We start from the raw sequence: 17,154 nt of genomic DNA, 5'->3' as shown, positions 1-17,154 counted from the left end.
TATTAAGCCGCTCATCTAATTGATTGCGTTACTCGTAACAAAATATTGACACAATCAAATTGATATCACACATTAGCGCTGTTTTGCACCGGCCACGGCGCAGATGACCGAACGCACAGACAGGTCAGTGTGCTCAGGTCGTTGAGCCTCCCCCTCTTCGAATACGCCGCTGGCTTTGGCTGGCGCATGTCACTTCGGTCGACCAGGCCAGGCACGGACTGCCGCAGGTAAAAACATCATCTGGCAGTTGCGCAGCGCCCGAACCGGCGCCTGTGTATGTATTCGAATGTATGGGGTAGTACTTGGCTCAGGTCACCTTGGCCATCCAGCAGCTGCGGGATGAGCATATGTCGTTGCGGCAGGGCGGTGTGTATTGGGTGATTGCCGATATCACCAGCGACGCCACCACCCTTGCCCGACAGTTTCTGGCCGCTCTGCCTGAGCCGGTCAATGCTTCGCTGCTGGGGCTGGGCATCGATCCGCACGACGTCATCGACGGCCTGGCCGAAGACTGCGGCCCTGCAGTGCTGCGCCTGTTTTCGACCGAAGCGGATGTGGCGCCCGCCGCCTTCAAAGCCCTGACCGGCGACCTGCACCGTGCTCATACGCCGCCCGGCAGCCAATTGCTGCTGATGGTGCCGTCCTCGAGTCTGGAACCCTTGTCCCTTGCCTACCTGCAACGCTGGTGCGAAAGCACGCGCGAGTGGCTGGGGCAGCGTGATGCAACGCTGCTGATCCTGTGTCACGGGCCCGCTGCGCACCTGCATGAAAAACTGCTGTCGCTCAACGAACACACCTCTGGGCTGGCCCAGCTCTATCGGCGCGACAGTGGCATCTGTTATCAGCTCAATTTCTGGCACAGCGAACTGGGCGTCTGCGCCTCACAGGCGTTCGAGCTGGAAAAGGTCGACAGCGGTTTTGTGCTCAGTGAGTCCTGGAACGCGAGCAATGCCACCGTCCGTGTCGACGACCAGCGCATCTACCTGACCCAGCGTGCCGCGCTTGAAGGTGCCGCACCGCTGTCGGATCAGTGGCGGTTGTTCGAGCGTCGTCAGGATCTCCTGACGCAGGCCGCGCAGGCCCGTGCGGCAACCGTGATCGTGGCGCTGGAAAGCAACAAGGATGTGGAAATCCTGGGCCGTGAATTGCACCAGTTGCGTGAGCAGAGCGGCGTACTGCTGAAGATTGTGGTGCGCGAAACAGAACCCTGCCTGCGCTACCGGGACGAGCGTTTGCTGCTGGCCTGTGGTGCCAACCTGATCGTGCCGTTCAAGACTCAGTTGGCGCATTTTCTCAGCCTGGTCGACAGCACGCAGGGACAGACCTGGCGCTATCGCCAGATGCCGGACATTCAGGCGCTGTTCGACCGCCTGCGACCTCCGACCCAGCGTGGCATGTTGCCGCCCGCCGAGTTCATCACCCTGCTCGAAGACGTCTATCACGGCGCGGCGGGCGAGGTGACTCACCAATTGTTAAGCCTGCGACCGCGCGGTGATCTGGACATCGAGCAGTACATGAGCCAGATCACCCTGCGTCGCTTCGGCGATGTGGCCTGTGTGCTCGACGGCATGTTTTACCTGTTTCTGTTCGCATGCCGGGGTGATGGCCTGGAGCCGGCGCTGGGCAATATCTGTCGTCTGCCGTGGCGCGACCTCTTCAGTGAATGCAAGTCGCTCACGGCAGTGGACGTATTGCCCCGCCAGGCGTTTCTGGCCGCCACCGAACTCACCGGCCTGCCTGCCCTTGCGGTCGAGCAGGTGACGGCCGATTTGGGCGCAGCCATTGGCCGCCACGGCTATGCCCCGCAACGCCTCACCCTGACCCTGTCGGAGCCCTGCCCATGACGTTTATCCAGTTGGTGCAGGTGATGGCGGCCAGCTGCCTGCTGACCATTGCGTCGATGCTGATGCTGCGTCGCTTTCGCCATCACCTGACGCGTTGGCTGGAGCAGCAATTGTCGCCCCGGCATCTCAAGTTTCGAGGCGTGCGCCGTCGAGTGTCTGCCGCTCCTGTCGTGAATGATGCTGATGAACCGAGTTGAACATCCCGCCGCTTCGGCGGCCACGCGTACCTGGCCAGGTCTTGGGCTGTGGAACCTGTACTTCCTCATCAAGCTGGCCCTGCTGTGGGGCGGCTACCTGAACCTGCAGGTCTTGCCCAACCTGCTGTTTGCCGCTGTGCTGCTGGTGCCCCTGCGCAACCGGGCGCTGGCGGTTCTGCGCACGCTGATTGCGATTCCGGTGGGCGTGGCGTTGTTCTACCAGGACACCTGGCTGCCGCCGTTCAGCCGTTTGCTGGACCAGCCGGGCGTGTTGAATTTCACCCGTGAGTACCTGCTGGAACTGGCGGGTCGTTTCATTGACTGGAACGTATGCGCCGCGCTGCTGATTCTGGTGATCGTGTTCTTTTCCGTACGCCAGTGGCTGCGTCTGACGTCCCTGACCCTGGCGAGCCTGGCCTGGCTGGGTGGCTCGGGTCTGTTGGCCATGCAGGCGCCCACGCCTGTAGCGCAGGTGACCGGCAGCCCGGCGAGCGCCACACAGACTGTATCCAGCGCGGAGCCGGACAGCCCGACGCTGGACGCCTACCTGCAACAGTTCTACACCACCGAAGCCGCACGGCAGGTGAAGTTCGAGCCTTCCGATTCAGCCGCGCAGCCTTTCGACCTGCTGCTGATCAACATCTGTTCCATGGCCTGGGACGATCTGGAGGCCGTTGGCCTGAGCGATAACCCCTTGTTGCAGCAAATGGACATGGTGTTCGACAACTTCAACTCCGCCACGGCCTACAGCGGTCCGGCCGCGATTCGCCTGTTGCGCGCCAGTTGCGGGCAGCAGCCGCACAGCAAGCTCTATGGCATGGCGCCGCAGCAGTGCCTGTTGATGGATGACCTGCGCAAGCTCGGTTTCAGCAGCGAAGTCATGCTGAACCACACCGGCAAGTTCGAAGGCTTCATCGATGAGGTCCGCGCCCAGGGCTCCTTGCCAGACCCGCAAGTGAGCACCGCCGACCTGCCGCGCAACCTGGTGGGTTTCGATGGCTCGCCGATCTGGCGTGATCGCGAGGTGCTGGACAAATGGTGGCGGCACCGCATTGCGCAGAGCGATTCGCGGGTGGCCCTGTTTTACAACACCACCACGCTGCACGACGGCAACCGTATCGTGACGGCCGACGGCGGCACTCGCAGCGCCGATTACAAAACCCGTGCGCAAAGCCTGATCGATGACCTGGACGCGTTTCTCAAGCAGCTGGAGAAAAGCGGCCGGCGCGTGGCCGTAGTGATTGTGCCGGAACACGGCGCAGCGCTGCATGGCGACCGCATGCAGATTTCCGGCATGCGAGAGATCCCCAGCCCCTCGATCACCCACGTACCGGTGGGCGTCAAGCTGATCGGCATGGGCAGCAACCCGCGTTCCGGGCCGATCCATGTCAGCGCTTCGAGCAGCTACCTGGCGCTTTCGGAAATCATTTCACGTCTTTACGCCGCACCACCACAGCGCGAAGGGCTGGGCCCGGACTGGCAGGTATTGCTGGCCAACCTGCCGCAGACGCCGGTGGTCTCGGAAAACGCCGGCACCGTGGTCCTGAACTACGACGGCAAGCCTTATGTGCGAATCAAGGAGCAGGGTGCATGGTTGCCTTACCCGCAAAGATTCAAATGAATGATCAGCGTATTTCGCTCAGCAAGCAGGCTGACGACATTGCGCGTCTGAAGATCGAGCTCAACCTGCCGGACCTCGACTACGTCGATATTTCCGCGCAGATGGAAATCAGCCATGCGCTCAAGCGCTGGCCGTTCCTGAAGGAATTCGGCTTCGCCGCCGAGCCTGTCGATGCTCAGTCCCTGCCTGTGACCGAGGGGGTTCGGCAGGGCTCGTTCAGGACCGCTACATGACCTCGCTGAGCCTGATGGGGGTACGCGGGGGGCTGGGCGCCAGCACGCTGCTGGCGGCTATCGGCTATGCGCTGGAAAGTCTGGGCGAGCGTGTGCTGCTGGTCGATATGTGCCCGGAAAACATGCTGCGCCTGCACCTGGGGCTGGACGCCGCGCAGGAAGGTGGCTGGGCACGTGCGATGCTCGATGGCCAGGACTGGTTCCGCCAGGCCTGGAGCCTGACTCCCCATCTGCATCTGTTGCCTTATGGCGCGCTGAGTGCGCGCGAGTCTGCCGACCTTGAGCTGCAACTGCTTGACGAGCCCCTGTTGTGGGCCTGTCGCCAGAGCAGCCTGGCGGCCGATTACGACTGGATACTGTTCGACCTGCCACAGCGTTTGCCGGGGCACGCCAATCCCGGTCCGTGCCTGTTCCCCATTCAATTGATCGAGGCCGATGCGGCCTGTCATATTCTGTTGCAGCAACAGCCTCGCGACACCTTGCTGCTGGTCAACCGTTTCGACCCCGCCAGCCAGTTGCAACGTGACTTGCTGTTGCTGTGGCGCAACCACTGCGCCAACCGCCTGCTGCCCTTGACCATTCATGTCGATGAAGCCGTGCGTGAGGCCCTGGCCTTCAGGCAGCCGTTGGGGCAATACGCGCCGGACAGTCTGGCGGCTCAGGACGTGCTGAGCCTTGCGACCTGGTGCCTGACCCGGCGGCGTGGGGACGTGTCGTGATCACGCGTTGCTTTCCCTACACGTACCTGCGACGCGAGCATGACTGCTATCCGCCGACGGCCTTGTGGCTGGCGTTCTGCACGGCACTGGCCTGGCTGGTGCTGCGTCTGGAGTCACCGCTCTGGCAACAGGTGATCGAACAGCGCCAGCGCTGGTATCCGCACATGGCAGACAAACGTCCAGGCGCCGGGGATCCGTTGCGTATCGTTCTGCAGAGCCTGTGGCTGCTGCTGTTTCGCCCTTGGCCGCAGCGCCGTCGACGTACGCCGCCCACGTGGATGCGCATGACCGGGCAGGCCAACCAAAAGCTCTGGCAGCGTGTGGGGCTGTTTCTCAATGATCTGCCCGAGCAGGTCAGCCAGAGTCAGGTGCTCGAAAGCAGAGCGCGCTGGTGGCAGGGACTGGGGCCGACGATGCGGCACCTGGTCAATCTGCTCTGCGCCGTGGTCGGTCTGCTGCTGGTGGTGATGTGCATCACCGAACCGTTCGGGTATGTGTCGCAGCTGCTGTTCGTGATCCTGCTGTGGGGCGTGGCCATGCTGATTCGGCGGGTGCCGGGGCGGTTTCCGACCCTGCTGCTGATCATGCTGTCGGTGATCATTTCCTGCCGCTACCTGTGGTGGCGCTACACCGCGACGCTGAACTGGGACAGTCCGCTGGATCTGGTGTGCGGCATATTGTTACTGATCGCCGAAACCTATTCCTGGCTGGTGTTGCTGCTGGGCTACCTTCAGACCTGCTGGCCCTTGCATCGCCCGCCGGCACAGCTGCCCCGTGACACCCGGCTATGGCCGACAGTGGATTTGCTGATCCCGACGTACAACGAAAGCCTGTCGGTCGTGCGCGGTACGGTCTACGCCGCGCTGGGCATCGACTGGCCGCATGACAAGTTGCGCATTTCGATTCTCGATGACGGCAAGCGCGAGGAGTTTCGCCTGTTTGCCGAACAGGCCGGCGTGAACTACATCACCCGTTCGGACAATCGACACGCCAAGGCCGGCAACCTCAACCACGCGCTGACCCGGCTTGATGGTGAACTGGTCGCGATCTTCGACTGCGATCACGTGCCGGTACGCTCCTTCCTGCAGATGACGGTCGGCTGGTTTTTACGTGACCCGAAACTGGCCCTGGTACAGACACCGCACCACTTTCTGTCGCCGGATCCGTTCGAGCGCAACCTGGGGACCTTCCGTCGTCGTCCCAATGAAGGCGAGCTGTTCTACGGCCTGGTTCAGGACGGCAACGACATGTGGAACGCCGCGTTTTTCTGCGGCTCGTGCGCAGTGCTGCGCCGTGTCGCTGTCGACGAGATTGGCGGCTTTGCCGTGGAAACCGTCACCGAAGATGCCCATACCGCCTTGCGTCTGCATCGCAAAGGCTGGAACTCGGCCTATGTGCGCATTCCACAGGCCGCCGGGCTTGCGACCGAAAACCTGTCGGCGCACATCGGCCAGCGCATTCGCTGGGCGCGCGGCATGGCGCAGATCTTCCGTACCGACAATCCGCTGTTGGGCAAGGGGCTGACCTTCTTTCAGCGCATCTGTTATGCCAACGCCATGCTGCACTTTCTGGCGGGCCTGCCACGGCTGGTGTTTCTGACCGCGCCCCTGGCGTTCCTGTTGATGCATGCCTACATCATCTATGCCCCGGCCCTGATGATCGTGCTCTATGTGATCCCGCACATGGTCCACGCCAGCCTGACCAACTCGCGGATGCAGGGCGAGCACCGCCTCACGTTCTGGGGCGAGGTGTATGAAACCGTTCTCGCCTGGTACATCGCACGCCCGACCACGGTTGCGCTGTTCAACCCGAAAAAAGGCAAATTCAACGTCACCGCCAAGGGCGGCCTGATGACCGAGAACCAGTTCGACTGGGCCATCGCCCGGCCTTATCTGGTGCTGGCGGTGCTTAACGTTCTGGGCCTCGGGTTTGCAATCTGGCGGCTGTGCTACGGGCCTGCCAACGAAATCGGCACGGTGATCGTCAGCAGTCTGTGGGTGATCTACAACCTGCTGATTGTCGGCGCGGCGGTGGCCATCGCCGCCGAAGTGAAGCAGGTCCGCGAAACCCACCGCGTCCAGTCGCGACTGCCTGCCGCGCTGCGGCTGGCCAACGGGCGTTTCTACCCTGGCATTCTGGTGGACTATTCCGACGGCGGTGCGGCCATCGAGTTGCACATGCCATTGACCGTGCAGATCGGTGATCAGGTGTCGCTGTTGATGCAGCGGGGCGAGCGCGAGTTTCTGTTTCCGGGCATCGTCAGTCGCAACCACAAACACTTCATTGGCGTGGCGCTCAACACGCTGTCTGTGACGCAGAAAATCGATTACGTGCAGTGCACGTTTGCCCGGGCCGACGCCTGGCTGAACTGGAACGAGGACTTCGAGCCTGACCGTCCGCTGCACAGCTTTATCGATGTGCTCAAGCTGGGTGCCTCGGGCTACCAGCGGCTTTATCAGTATCTGCCGGGCTGGAGCCGAACCTTCGCTCGCCCGCTGTTGCGCCTCGTGGCCTGGCTGTTCAGCTATGTCCCAAGGTTTGCCCGACCGCCTTCTTCCCCCTTTTCCTGACCGGATTGCCTCTCATGAATCGCAGTTTCAGTTCCTTGTTGGCCAGCCTGCTGGTGGTGGCCGTGGGGCATGCCCAGGCCCAGCCACAACCACAGCCATCGAAAAGCCAGCTGGCGGCCGCCCCGACACCTGCGGCCATACAGCCTGTGTCGGTGCCCACCTGGGACGTCACGCGTGATTTCGAGCAACTGGGGCGCACCGCTGACAGCCTGTTGCTGGGCACGCACAACAGCGATCAGTTCGAATTCACCATGCGCCGGGACCGCATCGCCACTGACGCGCGGTTGCAGCTGGAGTACACCCCTTCGCCAGCCCTGATTCCGACCCTGTCGCATTTGCGGGTCTACCTCAATGATGTGCTGATGAGTGTGGTGCCGATCGAGAAGGAGCAACTGGGCAAGAAAACCACGCGCCAGCTGGAGCTGGATCCACGCCTGATCAGTGATTTCAATCGGGTGCGCCTGGAGTTCGTCGGGCATTACACGGACATCTGCGAAGAACCGTCCAACAGCGCGCTGTGGGTGAACATCAGCCGCACCAGCCATGTTTCGGTCAGGGAGCAGGCGTTGGCGATCAAGAATGACCTGGCGTATTTCCCGGTGCCGTTCTTTGATGCACGGGGCTACGACACACCGGTGCTGAACATGGTCCTGGCGACATCACCGACCCTGGGCGAGCAGCGTGCGGCCGGGATCCTGGCCTCCTATTTCGGCAGCCAGGCCGGATGGCGCGGCGCGCGCTTTCCGGTGGTGTTCGACCACTTGCCAGCGGCGACGCCGGATAACCCGACCGCCACCTCGATTGTGTTCGCCACCAACGACCATCGCCCTGCGTTTCTGGCCGACCTTGAGCGTTTCCCCGCAGTCGATGCGCCCGTGGTGCAGATGATCGATAACCCTGCCGACCGTTACAGCAAGGTGCTACTGGTGCTGGGCCGTAATGAGGACGACCTGGCCACTGCCGCTCAGGCACTGGCCCTGGGCGGTGATCTGTTTCGTGGTGATCGGGTGGTCATCGACACGCTCAAGCAGATCCAGCCACGCAAGCCCTACGATGCCCCGAACTGGATGCGCACCGACCGTGCGGTGCGCTTCTCCGAACTGATCCAGTACCCCGAGCAATTGCGTGTCAGCGGGCTGCAGCCGTTGCCGATTCTGCTGAACATCAACCTGCCGCCGGATCTGTTCGTCTGGCGTAACCAGGGCATCCCGCTGCAGACCAAATACCGCTACACGCCGCCTGCGACCAACGACGGCTCACGGCTCAACATCAGCCTCAACAACCAGTTCATTACCAGCCTGCCGTTGCTGGTCAACAGCAATGACCGGCTTGAAGAGCTGCGTCTGGCGCTGCTGTCCAGCGAGTCGGCGAACATCAACGAGAAGCTCTCGGTGCCGGCCCTGAAGATCGGCGACCGCAACGTACTGCGCTTCAATTTCAGTTTCGCGACGGCGGCCAGCAGTTCGCAGCGCGACCGCTGCCAGACCACGCTGCCGGTGGACACCCAGGCGGTGATCGACGATCAGTCGAGCATCGACATGTCGGGCTATCACCATTACATCGCCATGCCGGACCTGGCGGCCTTTGCCCGCAGTGGCTTTCCGTTCAGCCGCATGGCTGACCTGTCGGAAACCGTCGTGGTGCTGCCGGCGCAGCCCAGCGCTGTGCAGTTGAGTACGTATCTGGAGGCCATTGCCGGTATTTGCGCACGCTCCGGTCTGCCAGCGTTGAACCTGACGCTTACCCAGCAGTGGGATGACATCGCCAGGCGCGACGCCGACCTGCTGGTGCTGGGCGAGTATGCCGCCGACATGCATGAAAACCCGGACGTGAAACTGTGGCTCAGCCGCTCTCAGGACTGGCTGCTCAAGGCCGGCAACCCACGGCCGGGGCGCGAACCCATGTACAGCGCCGCGGCCAGCGGTCGCGATGAGCCCCATCAGGCGAGCAGCCGCGTGGCGGTGTCCGCACGCGGCCCGATAGCGGCCATCGTGGGCATGCAGTCGCCGTTCCATGCGCAGCGCAGCGTGGTGGCGTTGCTGGCCAATGACGACGCCGACTACCAACTGCTGCGCGACAGCCTCAACGACAGTGGCAAGATGGACGCCATGGCCGGGTCTGTGGTGCTGATCCGCGAAAGTGGCGTGAACGGCCAACTGGTGGGCGATCGTTACTACGTGGGCAACCTGCCCTGGTGGCTGTTGCTCTGGTACAAGCTGTCGGAGCGCCCGCTGGTTCTGGCCCTGGTGGCCGTGACAGGCGTATTGCTCAGTGCCTTCCTGACCTGGCGCGTATTGCAGTGGCTGGCGCGTCGGCGTCTGTCCTATGAAGCGTAATCGGCTCAGTGCTGCCGGTCCCTGGCTGGCGGCTGTGCTTCTGCAAAGCCTGCCGGTGCTGTCGGCAGCGGCGGACATGTGCCACTGGCCCGCCTGGGAGCGCTACCGTCAGCATCTGGTCAGCCAGGACGGACGGGTGATCGATGGCTCATCCGAGCAGCAGGTCACGACCTCGGAAGGGCAGAGTTATGCGCTGTTTTTCGCGCTGGTGGCCAACGACCGGCAGAGCTTCGAACGACTGCTGAACTGGACCCGCAACAACCTGGCCAACGGCGATCTGGAACGCCAGTTACCCGCCTGGCAGTGGGGCCGCGATCAGAGCGGCCGCTGGCAGGTGCTGGACAGCAATAACGCCAGCGATGCCGATCTGTGGATCGCCTACAGCCTGCTGGAAGCCGGACGCCTGTGGAAGCGCTCCGACTACGAAACCCTCGGCCAGCACCTGCTGTGGCGCAGCGCTGCGCAGACGTTGCGCAAGCTGCCGGGCCTTGGGCTGATGCTGATGCCGGGCGACAAGGGCTTCGAATCACCTGAAGGCTGGCGTCTGAACCCCAGCTACCTGCCGCCACAATTGCTGACCCGGTTCGCGTCCCTTGCGCCGATCTGGGCCGAAGTGGCGCGCAACAATCAGCGTCTGCTGCTGGAAGCGACGCCTCAGGGACTGGTGCCTGACTGGTTGATGTGGCGCACCGATCAACGCTGGACGCCAGACCCGGCAGGCCCCAAAGGCAGTTACGACGCGATTCGCGTCTACCTCTGGCTGGGCATGCTGGATGAGGCGACGCCAGGTCGCGGCGAACTGATGGCGCATTTCAAACCCATGCGGCAGGCGATTGCGCAATTGGGGGGTGTGCCCGAGCAAGTCGATACGCTCAGTGGTGCGACACACGGCATCGGCCCGGTAGGTTTCTCGGCGGCGTTGCTGCCGCTGCTCGCCGATGATCCCGCGCTGCGGGACGTGCAGCGGGCGCGCTTGAAGCAGGCGCCACCACTGGCTGACGCGTATTACAACCAGTCGCTGCTGCTGTTTGGTCAGGGCTGGGACGAACAGCGTTATCGCTTTGACAGCAAGGGGCTGCTGCAGCCCGGATGGGTGGCGGCATGCCAGTGAAAAACAGGCTCAAATGGCCGGGCGCGCTGCTGTTGGGCTGCCTCTGCACGCCGGTCGCGGCCAGTGCCGCGCCACCGGCGGCGCAGGATCAGCAACAGTGGTTGCTGCAGCAGATGCGTGTGGGCGAAGCCTTGTACCGCGAAGACCTGGTCCGCGATTCGCTGGCGCGTCTGGAATTGATCGCGCCGGATCATCCCCAGGTGCTGGTGGGCGAGATTCGTCAGGTATTGGCCGAGCCGCAGGACAACCATCGGCAGGTGCGCCTCGACCGATTGTTGGCTCGCCTGCAGGCTGTGGCGCCGGGATCGGTGGCGTTGCGTCAGGCTCAGGCCCTGGTCCGGCTCAAGACCCCTGACGGCGTACGTCAGTTGCAACAGGCACGCTTGCTGGCCGCGGCCGGGCGTTTCGAAGAAGCCACGGCTGCGTTCGAGCAACTGTTCGGCCAGGAGCCTGCCGACCTGGCGTCGGCGCTGGAGTACCTGTCGGCCCGCAGTCGGGTTCCCGGTCAGCGCACGGTCGTGATCGAGCAGTTGCGGCTGCTCGATCAGGCCTACCCGGGCAACGCCACACTTGGGCAACTACGGGTAGGCCTGTATTTCGCCGAAAATCGCAATGACGAAGCGCTGGCCATACTGCACCAGCTGGCGGCCGATCCACAGGCCAGCACCAACGCTGCGGAGCGGGAATACAACTACCTGGTGAAGCTGCCGGTCGGCCCCGAATCGGTCCGGGCCTGGCAGACGTTCGTGCAGGTTTACCCCTATTCGCCGTATGCCGCCGAGGCGTCTGCGCTGCTCGCCAAACAGCGCCAGTTGCTTGCCGACCCGGCCTGGCAGGCGGGCGTCAGGGCACGTTCGATGCTCGATCAGAACCGGGACAGTGCCGGTGCCGAAGCGTTGTTGCGGCGAGCCTTGAAAGGCTACCCGCAGGAGCCTGCCTTGTACGGCGCGCTGGGAACGGCGCTGATGCGTCAGGACAAATACCCGGCTGCTTTCGACGCGTTCACCCAGGCTCTGGCCAAGGAACAGGACACCGACTACATCAGCAAATGGCAGGACCTGCAGGCTGCCACGCGCAACTGGATGATCCTGCAAAAAGCCGATCAGGCCCTGCTGCGTCAGGACTACACGGCCGCGCGCCAGGGTTATCAGCAAGCCCGCACGCTGCGCCCGGACAACGCCGCTGCCTTGATAGGTCTGGCTGATGTGGCCCAGGCCGAGCACGACGATATTCAGGCCGAAGCCCTGTTGCTCAAGGCCCGCAAGGTCGAGCCTGCGAGTGGCAGCGTCGTTCGTGCCCTTGTGCGGCTGTATCAACGCCAATCCAGTGACCGCGCTGAAGCCTTTCTCGACAGCCTGCCCATGAGCAATCAGGCAGCGTTCGCTGGCCTGCGCCGCAGTCTCGAGCTTGAGCGCCTCAACCTGCAGGCCGATGCGGCCGAGCAGCGCGCCGACTGGCCACAACTGGTCGTGCTGCTGCAGAAGATTCGTGCGCTGGATGCCGATAATCCCTGGCTCACCTACCGCCTGGCCAATGCTGAGGTGATGCTCGGCCGGCCTCGCGAAGCGGACGATGCGTTCGTCGTGTTATTGGCCAGGCAAGGCCGCGACCCTCAGGCGCGCTATGCCCATGGGCTGTTTCTGGCAAGCGCCGGACGTGATGCCGACGTGCTGAAGACGCTGGGCCAGATCCCTGCTGCCGCCTGGACCGACAACATGCGCGAGCTGGCGGGGCGGATCAAACGTCGTCAATTGCTTGCCGAAGCCGACAGGTTGAGGGCGCGCGGGGAGGAGCCGGCCGCCATCGCGCTGTTGATGCGCGACCCGACGCTCGAGGACCTGGGCACGGTCGCTGATTGGGCCGCACAACGCGGCGATCAGCGTCAGGCTGAGAGCGGCTACCGCGCAGTGCTCAAGCGCGAGCCGGGCAATACCGAAGCGCAGATCGGGCTGATTGAAGCGCTGGTCGCCACAGGACGAGGGCCTCAGGCGCGTCAGGCCTTGCAGCGTTTTGCGCCGAAACAGCCTCTGGTGCCGGGACAGCAGCGTCGTCTGGCCAATGCCTGGGCGGCGACCGGGGATACCGACAAGGCCAATGCCCTGTTCACTGAGTTGTTGAAAACCCCGCAGCGCGATCCCCTGATTTACCGTGACGCTGCCCGCCTGATTGCCAGGGATCACCCGCAGCAGGCGCTGGATCATTACGCCAGCAGCATGGCGGCAGCCGGTTTGACGGCATCCCGTTCCACGGGAGCCGATCCTGGCGTTCGTGATGACGGCGCGATGACCCAGGCCAGCCGTCCCACCGACAGCGATGACTGGCTGCCGCGCAGCATTCGCGCAGACGTGGAGCAGCTGTATCAGGCGCAAAACCCGACGCTCAATCTCTACCGCGACTTCGCCTGGCGCACGGACAACACCTCGCCCGGCATTTCCGATCTCACCACCCAGACCACGATCCTGCGTCTTGACGCCCCCGTGGCGCAGGGGCAGGGCTTTGTGCAGGCCGAGCAGGTAGACCTGCAGGTCAGTGATTTCGACACCGATGCCGATGGCCTGCACCGCGAGCGTTTCGGCACCTGTGCCGTGCAGTTGCGCGACCGTACCACTGGCGCAGCCCTCGCCAATGGCTGTCGCAGCCGTTCCCAAAGCATCAGCGGACCCAGCCTTGCCGCAGGCTGGAAGAACGAGCAGTGGAACGTCGATCTGGGCCATACCCCGGAAGGCTTCGAGGTGGGCAACTGGCTGGGCGGCATCGGTTACAGCAGCGACTGGAAATCCATCGGCTGGACGCTGACGGCGTCGCGCAGGCCCATGAGCAATTCGGTGGTGTCCTACGCCGGTGCCGTCGATCCTGTCACCGGCATACGCTGGGGCGGCGTGACCAGCAATGGTCTGACCTTGAGCCTGAGCCACGATGAAGGCGGTGTCGATGGCGTCTGGGCCAGCCTTGGCCAGCACTGGCTGGTGGGCCGTAATGTGGTCGACAACCAGCGGCGCAGCGCCATGGGCGGTTATTACTACCGCCTGGTCGAACGCGCCGATGAGCGCATGCGCACAGGCCTGACGCTGATGTACTGGAGTTACGACAAGGACCTGAGCGAATACACCCTGGGTCAGGGCGGGTATTACAGCCCCCAGCAGTATTACTCGATCGGCGTACCGTTCAGTTACGCCTGGAGGACGGCGGACTGGTCCGTGCAACTGGAAAGCTCATTGGGCTGGTCGTTCTCCAAAAGCGACAGCAGCGACCTCTACCCGCTGGACGGCCCGGCCGGAAAATACTTCGCCAGCGCAGCGGCCGCCGGGCAGGACATTGATGACACCACCACCCTGACCACCGCGGCCAGCAGCAGTACCGGCGTCAGCGTGGGGCTTCGCGGCTTGCTGGAGCGGCGCTTGTCGGACCACTGGGTGGTCGGCTCCGGTGTGACCTGGCAGCACAGCGAAGGCTATGCACCCAGCCGCGCCGTGCTGTACCTGCGTTACACCTTCGACCTGTGGCGCGGCAGCCTGCCCATGCCCATCGAGCCCGTCACGCCTTATGCGGACAGGCGCTGATGCGTTTGGCCAGATTTTTTGGCTATATAAAAAGCTAGCTATATAGCTATAGGAATGGCCTGTAATTTATAGCAGGCGCGCATCCACGACAAACTCCAGCTCGCGTGCCGTCGCTACGGCTGCTTTGAAGGCGGTGTGCCGCACGTTCAGCAGGTAGTTGGATTCGCGCGGGATGATTACGCTGGGCACGGCCAGTGCCAGGCTTTGACCGGACAACAGCCAGGCATCGCCGAAGGAGGCGGTGGCCGGTGGGGCGGGTTCTTCGCGCCAATCGGGCGGCAAGGTGTCAGGGCGGGCGTTGAGGATGTGCTCTTCGGCGATCTGCAGTTCGAGCATGGCGTAATGCTGGGCCACCGCCGCATTGCCCAGATGAACCAGTACTTCCAGCAACGCCAGTGATTCACTGCCGGCGCAGTACACACAGGCGTTGCCTTTGCTGTTCCAGCGCCCACCGTAGAGCTTGGCGCCTTCCCCGTCGAATGCCTGGGCCAGCCACTTGCGCTTGACCAGACGATAGACAGGGATCAAGCCACGACCCCGTGCTCAAGCCGACCGATCAGGTCCAGCACCGCCTGCGCTTCGGCGGACGTGGCGAGCATTTCCAGCGGACGACGATTGCCAAGGCCGTATACCGGGTTGGCCAGCCAGCGGCGGGTGGCTTCGGCGTCGTCCTCGAACAGGTCCAGTGTCGCCTTGTAGACCGCTGCCAGGCGAAACAGGCGATCGCTTTCTTCGGCATTGAACTGGCGCACCTTCAAACGACGCTGCAGGGTCGCGGGGGCAATCCCCAGGTGCTCGGCCAGGGTCGAGCGGTTCAAGTCGGTGTACTGCGCAAGCCGCTCGAATATTTCATACGGCAAGCCGTTGCGCAGCGCCGAATACAGGCGGTCGCCACGGGGCGGAATGCCCAGTAACTGCCAGAAATCCTGCTTCTGTATCGTCGCCGGGTGGTAATCGCGGATGGCGAGAGACATGGCACACCTCTACTATCGAATGATCATCTATAAATCTATCACTTGATAATAGGCCTATTGCACGTGCAGCGGTAGCCGCCTGAAAAAGAAATACACCAGGCCGGTCAATGGCCAATGCCGGCAACGATCGATTTCAATACGTGACGGCCTATGAAACTCTTCTAGTATGAACAGGCCAGCGGCACACCCGCCGACGGCGTCGGAAAGTGGCAGGAGTGATGTCAATATGATATGTGTTTGTCGTGACTGAAGTTGCCGGGACCTGACGCGTGGCTGTCGCAGCCCTGTTACCGTACCCATGCTATCTGCCTCTGGCAGCCTGATTTTTTGCAGTGAGAACTACACGATGTCCACTCTTGCGCTATTGATATGCGACGACTCCAACATGGCGCGCAAACAGTTGATGCGGGCGTTGCCCCCCGACTGGGATGTTTCGGTGACGATGGCCACACAGGGCCAGGAGGGCCTGGAAGCGATTCGCAGCGGTCTGGGCAAGGTCGTGCTGCTGGATTTGACCATGCCGGTTATGGATGGCTACCAGACACTGGCCGCCATTCGTGACGAGCAACTGGATACCCAGGTCATCGTGGTCTCCGGCGACGTGCAGGACGAAGCTGTCCGACGCGTCATGGAGCTGGGTGCGCTGGCGTTTCTGAAAAAGCCCGCCGACCCGGACGAGCTCAAAAGCACCCTCGAGCGTCTGGGCCTGCTGGGCAAGCCTTCGGCCTTGCCTGTCGCGGTTGCCACACCTCAGGTACCGGGACAGGGGATCATCAGTTTCCAGGATGCGTTCCGCGAAACCGTGAACGTGGCCATGGGCCGCGCCGCCGCCCTGCTGGCCAAGGTGCTGGGGGTGTTCGTGCAACTGCCGGTGCCCAACGTGAATATGCTCGAAGTGGGCGAGTTGCATATGGCGCTGGCCGACGCACACAGTGACCAGCGTCTGACGGCGGTCTGCCAGGGCTATATCGGTGGCGGAATCGCCGGCGAAGCGCTGTTGATCTTTCATGACTCGGAAATTTCCGGCGTGTCGAAGCTCATGGGCGGCAATTCCCCTGACTCCTCCGACATGGAGATGCTCCTGGACCTGTCCACGATCCTGATCGGTGCCTGCCTGAGCGGCATTGCCGAGCAGATCGACATTGCCTTTTCTCAGGGCCATCCACAATTGCTGGGCGCCCAGGGCGGCATTGACGAGCTGATCCGCATCAATCGTCAGCGCTGGAAAAAGACCCTGGCGGTGGAAATCAGCTACAGCCTGGAAGGCCACAACATTCACTTTGATCTGCTGATGCTGTTCACCGAAGACTCGGTCGATCTGCTGACCAAAAAACTTGCCTACCTGATGAGCTGACCCCATGAGCAACGCTATCGAAATCAACGAGCTGCATTGGTTGCTGGCCGTCACGCAAAACATCGACGTGGGCATCGTGGTGCTCGACCTCAACTACCAGGTGTCGGTCTGGAACACCTTCATGGAGAACCGCTCAGGCGTTGTGCCTTACGTGGCCATCGGCAAGACCTTCTTCGAGCTGTTCCCCGAGGTGAACCAGCCGTGGTTCAGCAAGAAGATCGACAACGTCGTGACCCTGGGCACGCCAGCGTTCACCATCTGGGAGCAGCGGCCTTATCTGGTGCGGTTCAAGAACTACCAGCCCATCACCGGGCAGGAAGAATTCATGTACCAGAACACCACGCTGTTCCCGCTGCGCTCGACCACGGGAGAGATCAGCCACGTGTGCCTGGTGGTCTATGACGTTACGGACGTGGCGACCAACCGTCATCAATTGCAGGCAGCCAACACCCAGTTGCAGAAGCTGTCTGGCGGGCAGGGCTGAGGCCTTGCCTGTTTGCTTTATCAAGTACCCCGTCAACGCATGATTTTTACGGGAGCTTGCTCGCGAAGGGGCTCGTACATCCGATAAATATTCAGCGACTGGAGCACCGTATTCGCGGACAAGTCCGCTCCCACCAGGATAAGTGCCCTGC

13 protein-coding genes are annotated in these 17,154 nt (G+C 62.7%); 11 read left to right on the top strand and 2 right to left on the bottom strand.

Features of this window, described 5'->3' with window-relative positions; translation table 11 throughout:
* Positions 1 to 302 precede the first annotated feature (302 nt).
* From bcsE to bcsC, 9 genes are read left to right on the top strand one after another with little or no spacing between them, the layout of a single operon-like run.
* A complete protein-coding gene (gene bcsE, locus BUB69_RS24390; RefSeq protein ID WP_141121898.1) occupies positions 303 to 1,844 on the top strand; it encodes a cellulose biosynthesis protein BcsE in 1,542 nt (513 codons plus the stop codon).
* Positions 1,841 to 2,041: a cellulose biosynthesis protein BcsF gene (gene bcsF / locus BUB69_RS24385; protein ID WP_073171763.1), complete on the top strand. Its 201-nt coding sequence runs from the start codon at positions 1,841 to 1,843 to the stop codon at positions 2,039 to 2,041. Before bcsE ends, bcsF begins: the two co-directional genes overlap by 4 nt.
* Positions 2,022 to 3,662 (top strand): cellulose biosynthesis protein BcsG, encoded by a 1,641-nt coding sequence (gene bcsG, locus BUB69_RS24380; RefSeq protein WP_073171908.1) that lies wholly within the window; start codon positions 2,022 to 2,024, stop codon positions 3,660 to 3,662. The genes bcsF and bcsG overlap by 20 nt, the downstream gene beginning before the upstream one ends.
* Positions 3,632 to 3,895: a cellulose biosynthesis protein BcsR gene (gene bcsR / locus BUB69_RS24375; RefSeq protein WP_084537172.1), complete on the top strand. Its 264-nt coding sequence runs from the start codon at positions 3,632 to 3,634 to the stop codon at positions 3,893 to 3,895. The genes bcsG and bcsR overlap by 31 nt, the downstream gene beginning before the upstream one ends.
* Positions 3,892 to 4,614, top strand: a complete 723-nt coding sequence (gene bcsQ, locus BUB69_RS24370; protein ID WP_073171757.1) for a cellulose biosynthesis protein BcsQ — start codon at positions 3,892 to 3,894, stop codon at positions 4,612 to 4,614. Before bcsR ends, bcsQ begins: the two co-directional genes overlap by 4 nt.
* Positions 4,611 to 7,184: a UDP-forming cellulose synthase catalytic subunit gene (bcsA, locus tag BUB69_RS24365; protein WP_073171904.1), complete on the top strand. Its 2,574-nt coding sequence runs from the start codon at positions 4,611 to 4,613 to the stop codon at positions 7,182 to 7,184. Before bcsQ ends, bcsA begins: the two co-directional genes overlap by 4 nt.
* Before the next feature lie 14 nt (positions 7,185 to 7,198).
* On the top strand, positions 7,199 to 9,520 hold the full coding sequence (gene bcsB, locus BUB69_RS24360) for a cellulose biosynthesis cyclic di-GMP-binding regulatory protein BcsB (RefSeq protein WP_073171752.1): 2,322 nt from the start codon (positions 7,199 to 7,201) through the stop codon (positions 9,518 to 9,520).
* A complete protein-coding gene (bcsZ, locus tag BUB69_RS24355) occupies positions 9,510 to 10,631 on the top strand; it encodes a cellulose synthase complex periplasmic endoglucanase BcsZ (RefSeq protein ID WP_084537170.1) in 1,122 nt (373 codons plus the stop codon). The genes bcsB and bcsZ overlap by 11 nt, the downstream gene beginning before the upstream one ends.
* Positions 10,622 to 14,191 (top strand): cellulose synthase complex outer membrane protein BcsC, encoded by a 3,570-nt coding sequence (gene bcsC / locus BUB69_RS24350; RefSeq protein ID WP_073171897.1) that lies wholly within the window; start codon positions 10,622 to 10,624, stop codon positions 14,189 to 14,191. The genes bcsZ and bcsC overlap by 10 nt, the downstream gene beginning before the upstream one ends.
* 66 nt (positions 14,192 to 14,257) lie before the next feature.
* On the opposite strand, the gene BUB69_RS24345 is transcribed toward bcsC, so the two are convergent.
* Together BUB69_RS24345 and parS are read right to left on the bottom strand one after the other, a co-directional pair.
* A complete protein-coding gene (locus tag BUB69_RS24345) occupies positions 14,258 to 14,719 on the bottom strand; it encodes an RES family NAD+ phosphorylase (protein ID WP_073171749.1) in 462 nt (153 codons plus the stop codon).
* Positions 14,716 to 15,165: a type II RES/Xre toxin-antitoxin system antitoxin gene (gene parS / locus BUB69_RS24340; RefSeq protein ID WP_024686784.1), complete on the bottom strand. Its 450-nt coding sequence runs from the start codon at positions 15,163 to 15,165 to the stop codon at positions 14,716 to 14,718. The genes BUB69_RS24345 and parS overlap by 4 nt, the downstream gene beginning before the upstream one ends.
* Positions 15,166 to 15,511: 346 nt before the next feature.
* Between parS and BUB69_RS24335 the strand changes: the two genes are divergently transcribed.
* On the top strand, positions 15,512 to 16,519 hold the full coding sequence (locus BUB69_RS24335) for a response regulator (RefSeq protein ID WP_024686783.1): 1,008 nt from the start codon (positions 15,512 to 15,514) through the stop codon (positions 16,517 to 16,519).
* Positions 16,520 to 16,523: 4 nt separating this feature from the next.
* Positions 16,524 to 17,003: a PAS domain-containing protein gene (locus BUB69_RS24330; RefSeq protein ID WP_073171746.1), complete on the top strand. Its 480-nt coding sequence runs from the start codon at positions 16,524 to 16,526 to the stop codon at positions 17,001 to 17,003.
* The last annotated feature ends 151 nt before the right edge of the window (positions 17,004 to 17,154 follow it).

This window comes from Pseudomonas asturiensis, assembly GCF_900143095.1.
In the GTDB taxonomy this organism is placed as follows: domain Bacteria; phylum Pseudomonadota; class Gammaproteobacteria; order Pseudomonadales; family Pseudomonadaceae; genus Aquipseudomonas; species Aquipseudomonas asturiensis.
This window is presented reverse-complemented; position numbering and strand designations above follow the sequence as displayed.

Coding starts and splice junctions, on each gene's coding strand:
- bcsF (WP_073171763.1), top strand. CDS start 1,841: ATGACGTTTATCCAGTTGGTGCAGGTGATGGCGGCCAGCTGCCTGCTG.
- bcsZ (WP_084537170.1), top strand. CDS start 9,510: ATGAAGCGTAATCGGCTCAGTGCTGCCGGTCCCTGGCTGGCGGCTGTG.
- BUB69_RS24335 (WP_024686783.1), top strand. CDS start 15,512: ATGTCCACTCTTGCGCTATTGATATGCGACGACTCCAACATGGCGCGC.
- bcsQ (WP_073171757.1), top strand. CDS start 3,892: ATGACCTCGCTGAGCCTGATGGGGGTACGCGGGGGGCTGGGCGCCAGC.
- bcsB (WP_073171752.1), top strand. CDS start 7,199: ATGAATCGCAGTTTCAGTTCCTTGTTGGCCAGCCTGCTGGTGGTGGCC.
- bcsR (WP_084537172.1), top strand. CDS start 3,632: ATGGTTGCCTTACCCGCAAAGATTCAAATGAATGATCAGCGTATTTCG.
- parS (WP_024686784.1), bottom strand. CDS start 15,165: ATGTCTCTCGCCATCCGCGATTACCACCCGGCGACGATACAGAAGCAG.
- bcsG (WP_073171908.1), top strand. CDS start 2,022: ATGCTGATGAACCGAGTTGAACATCCCGCCGCTTCGGCGGCCACGCGT.
- bcsC (WP_073171897.1), top strand. CDS start 10,622: ATGCCAGTGAAAAACAGGCTCAAATGGCCGGGCGCGCTGCTGTTGGGC.
- BUB69_RS24330 (WP_073171746.1), top strand. CDS start 16,524: ATGAGCAACGCTATCGAAATCAACGAGCTGCATTGGTTGCTGGCCGTC.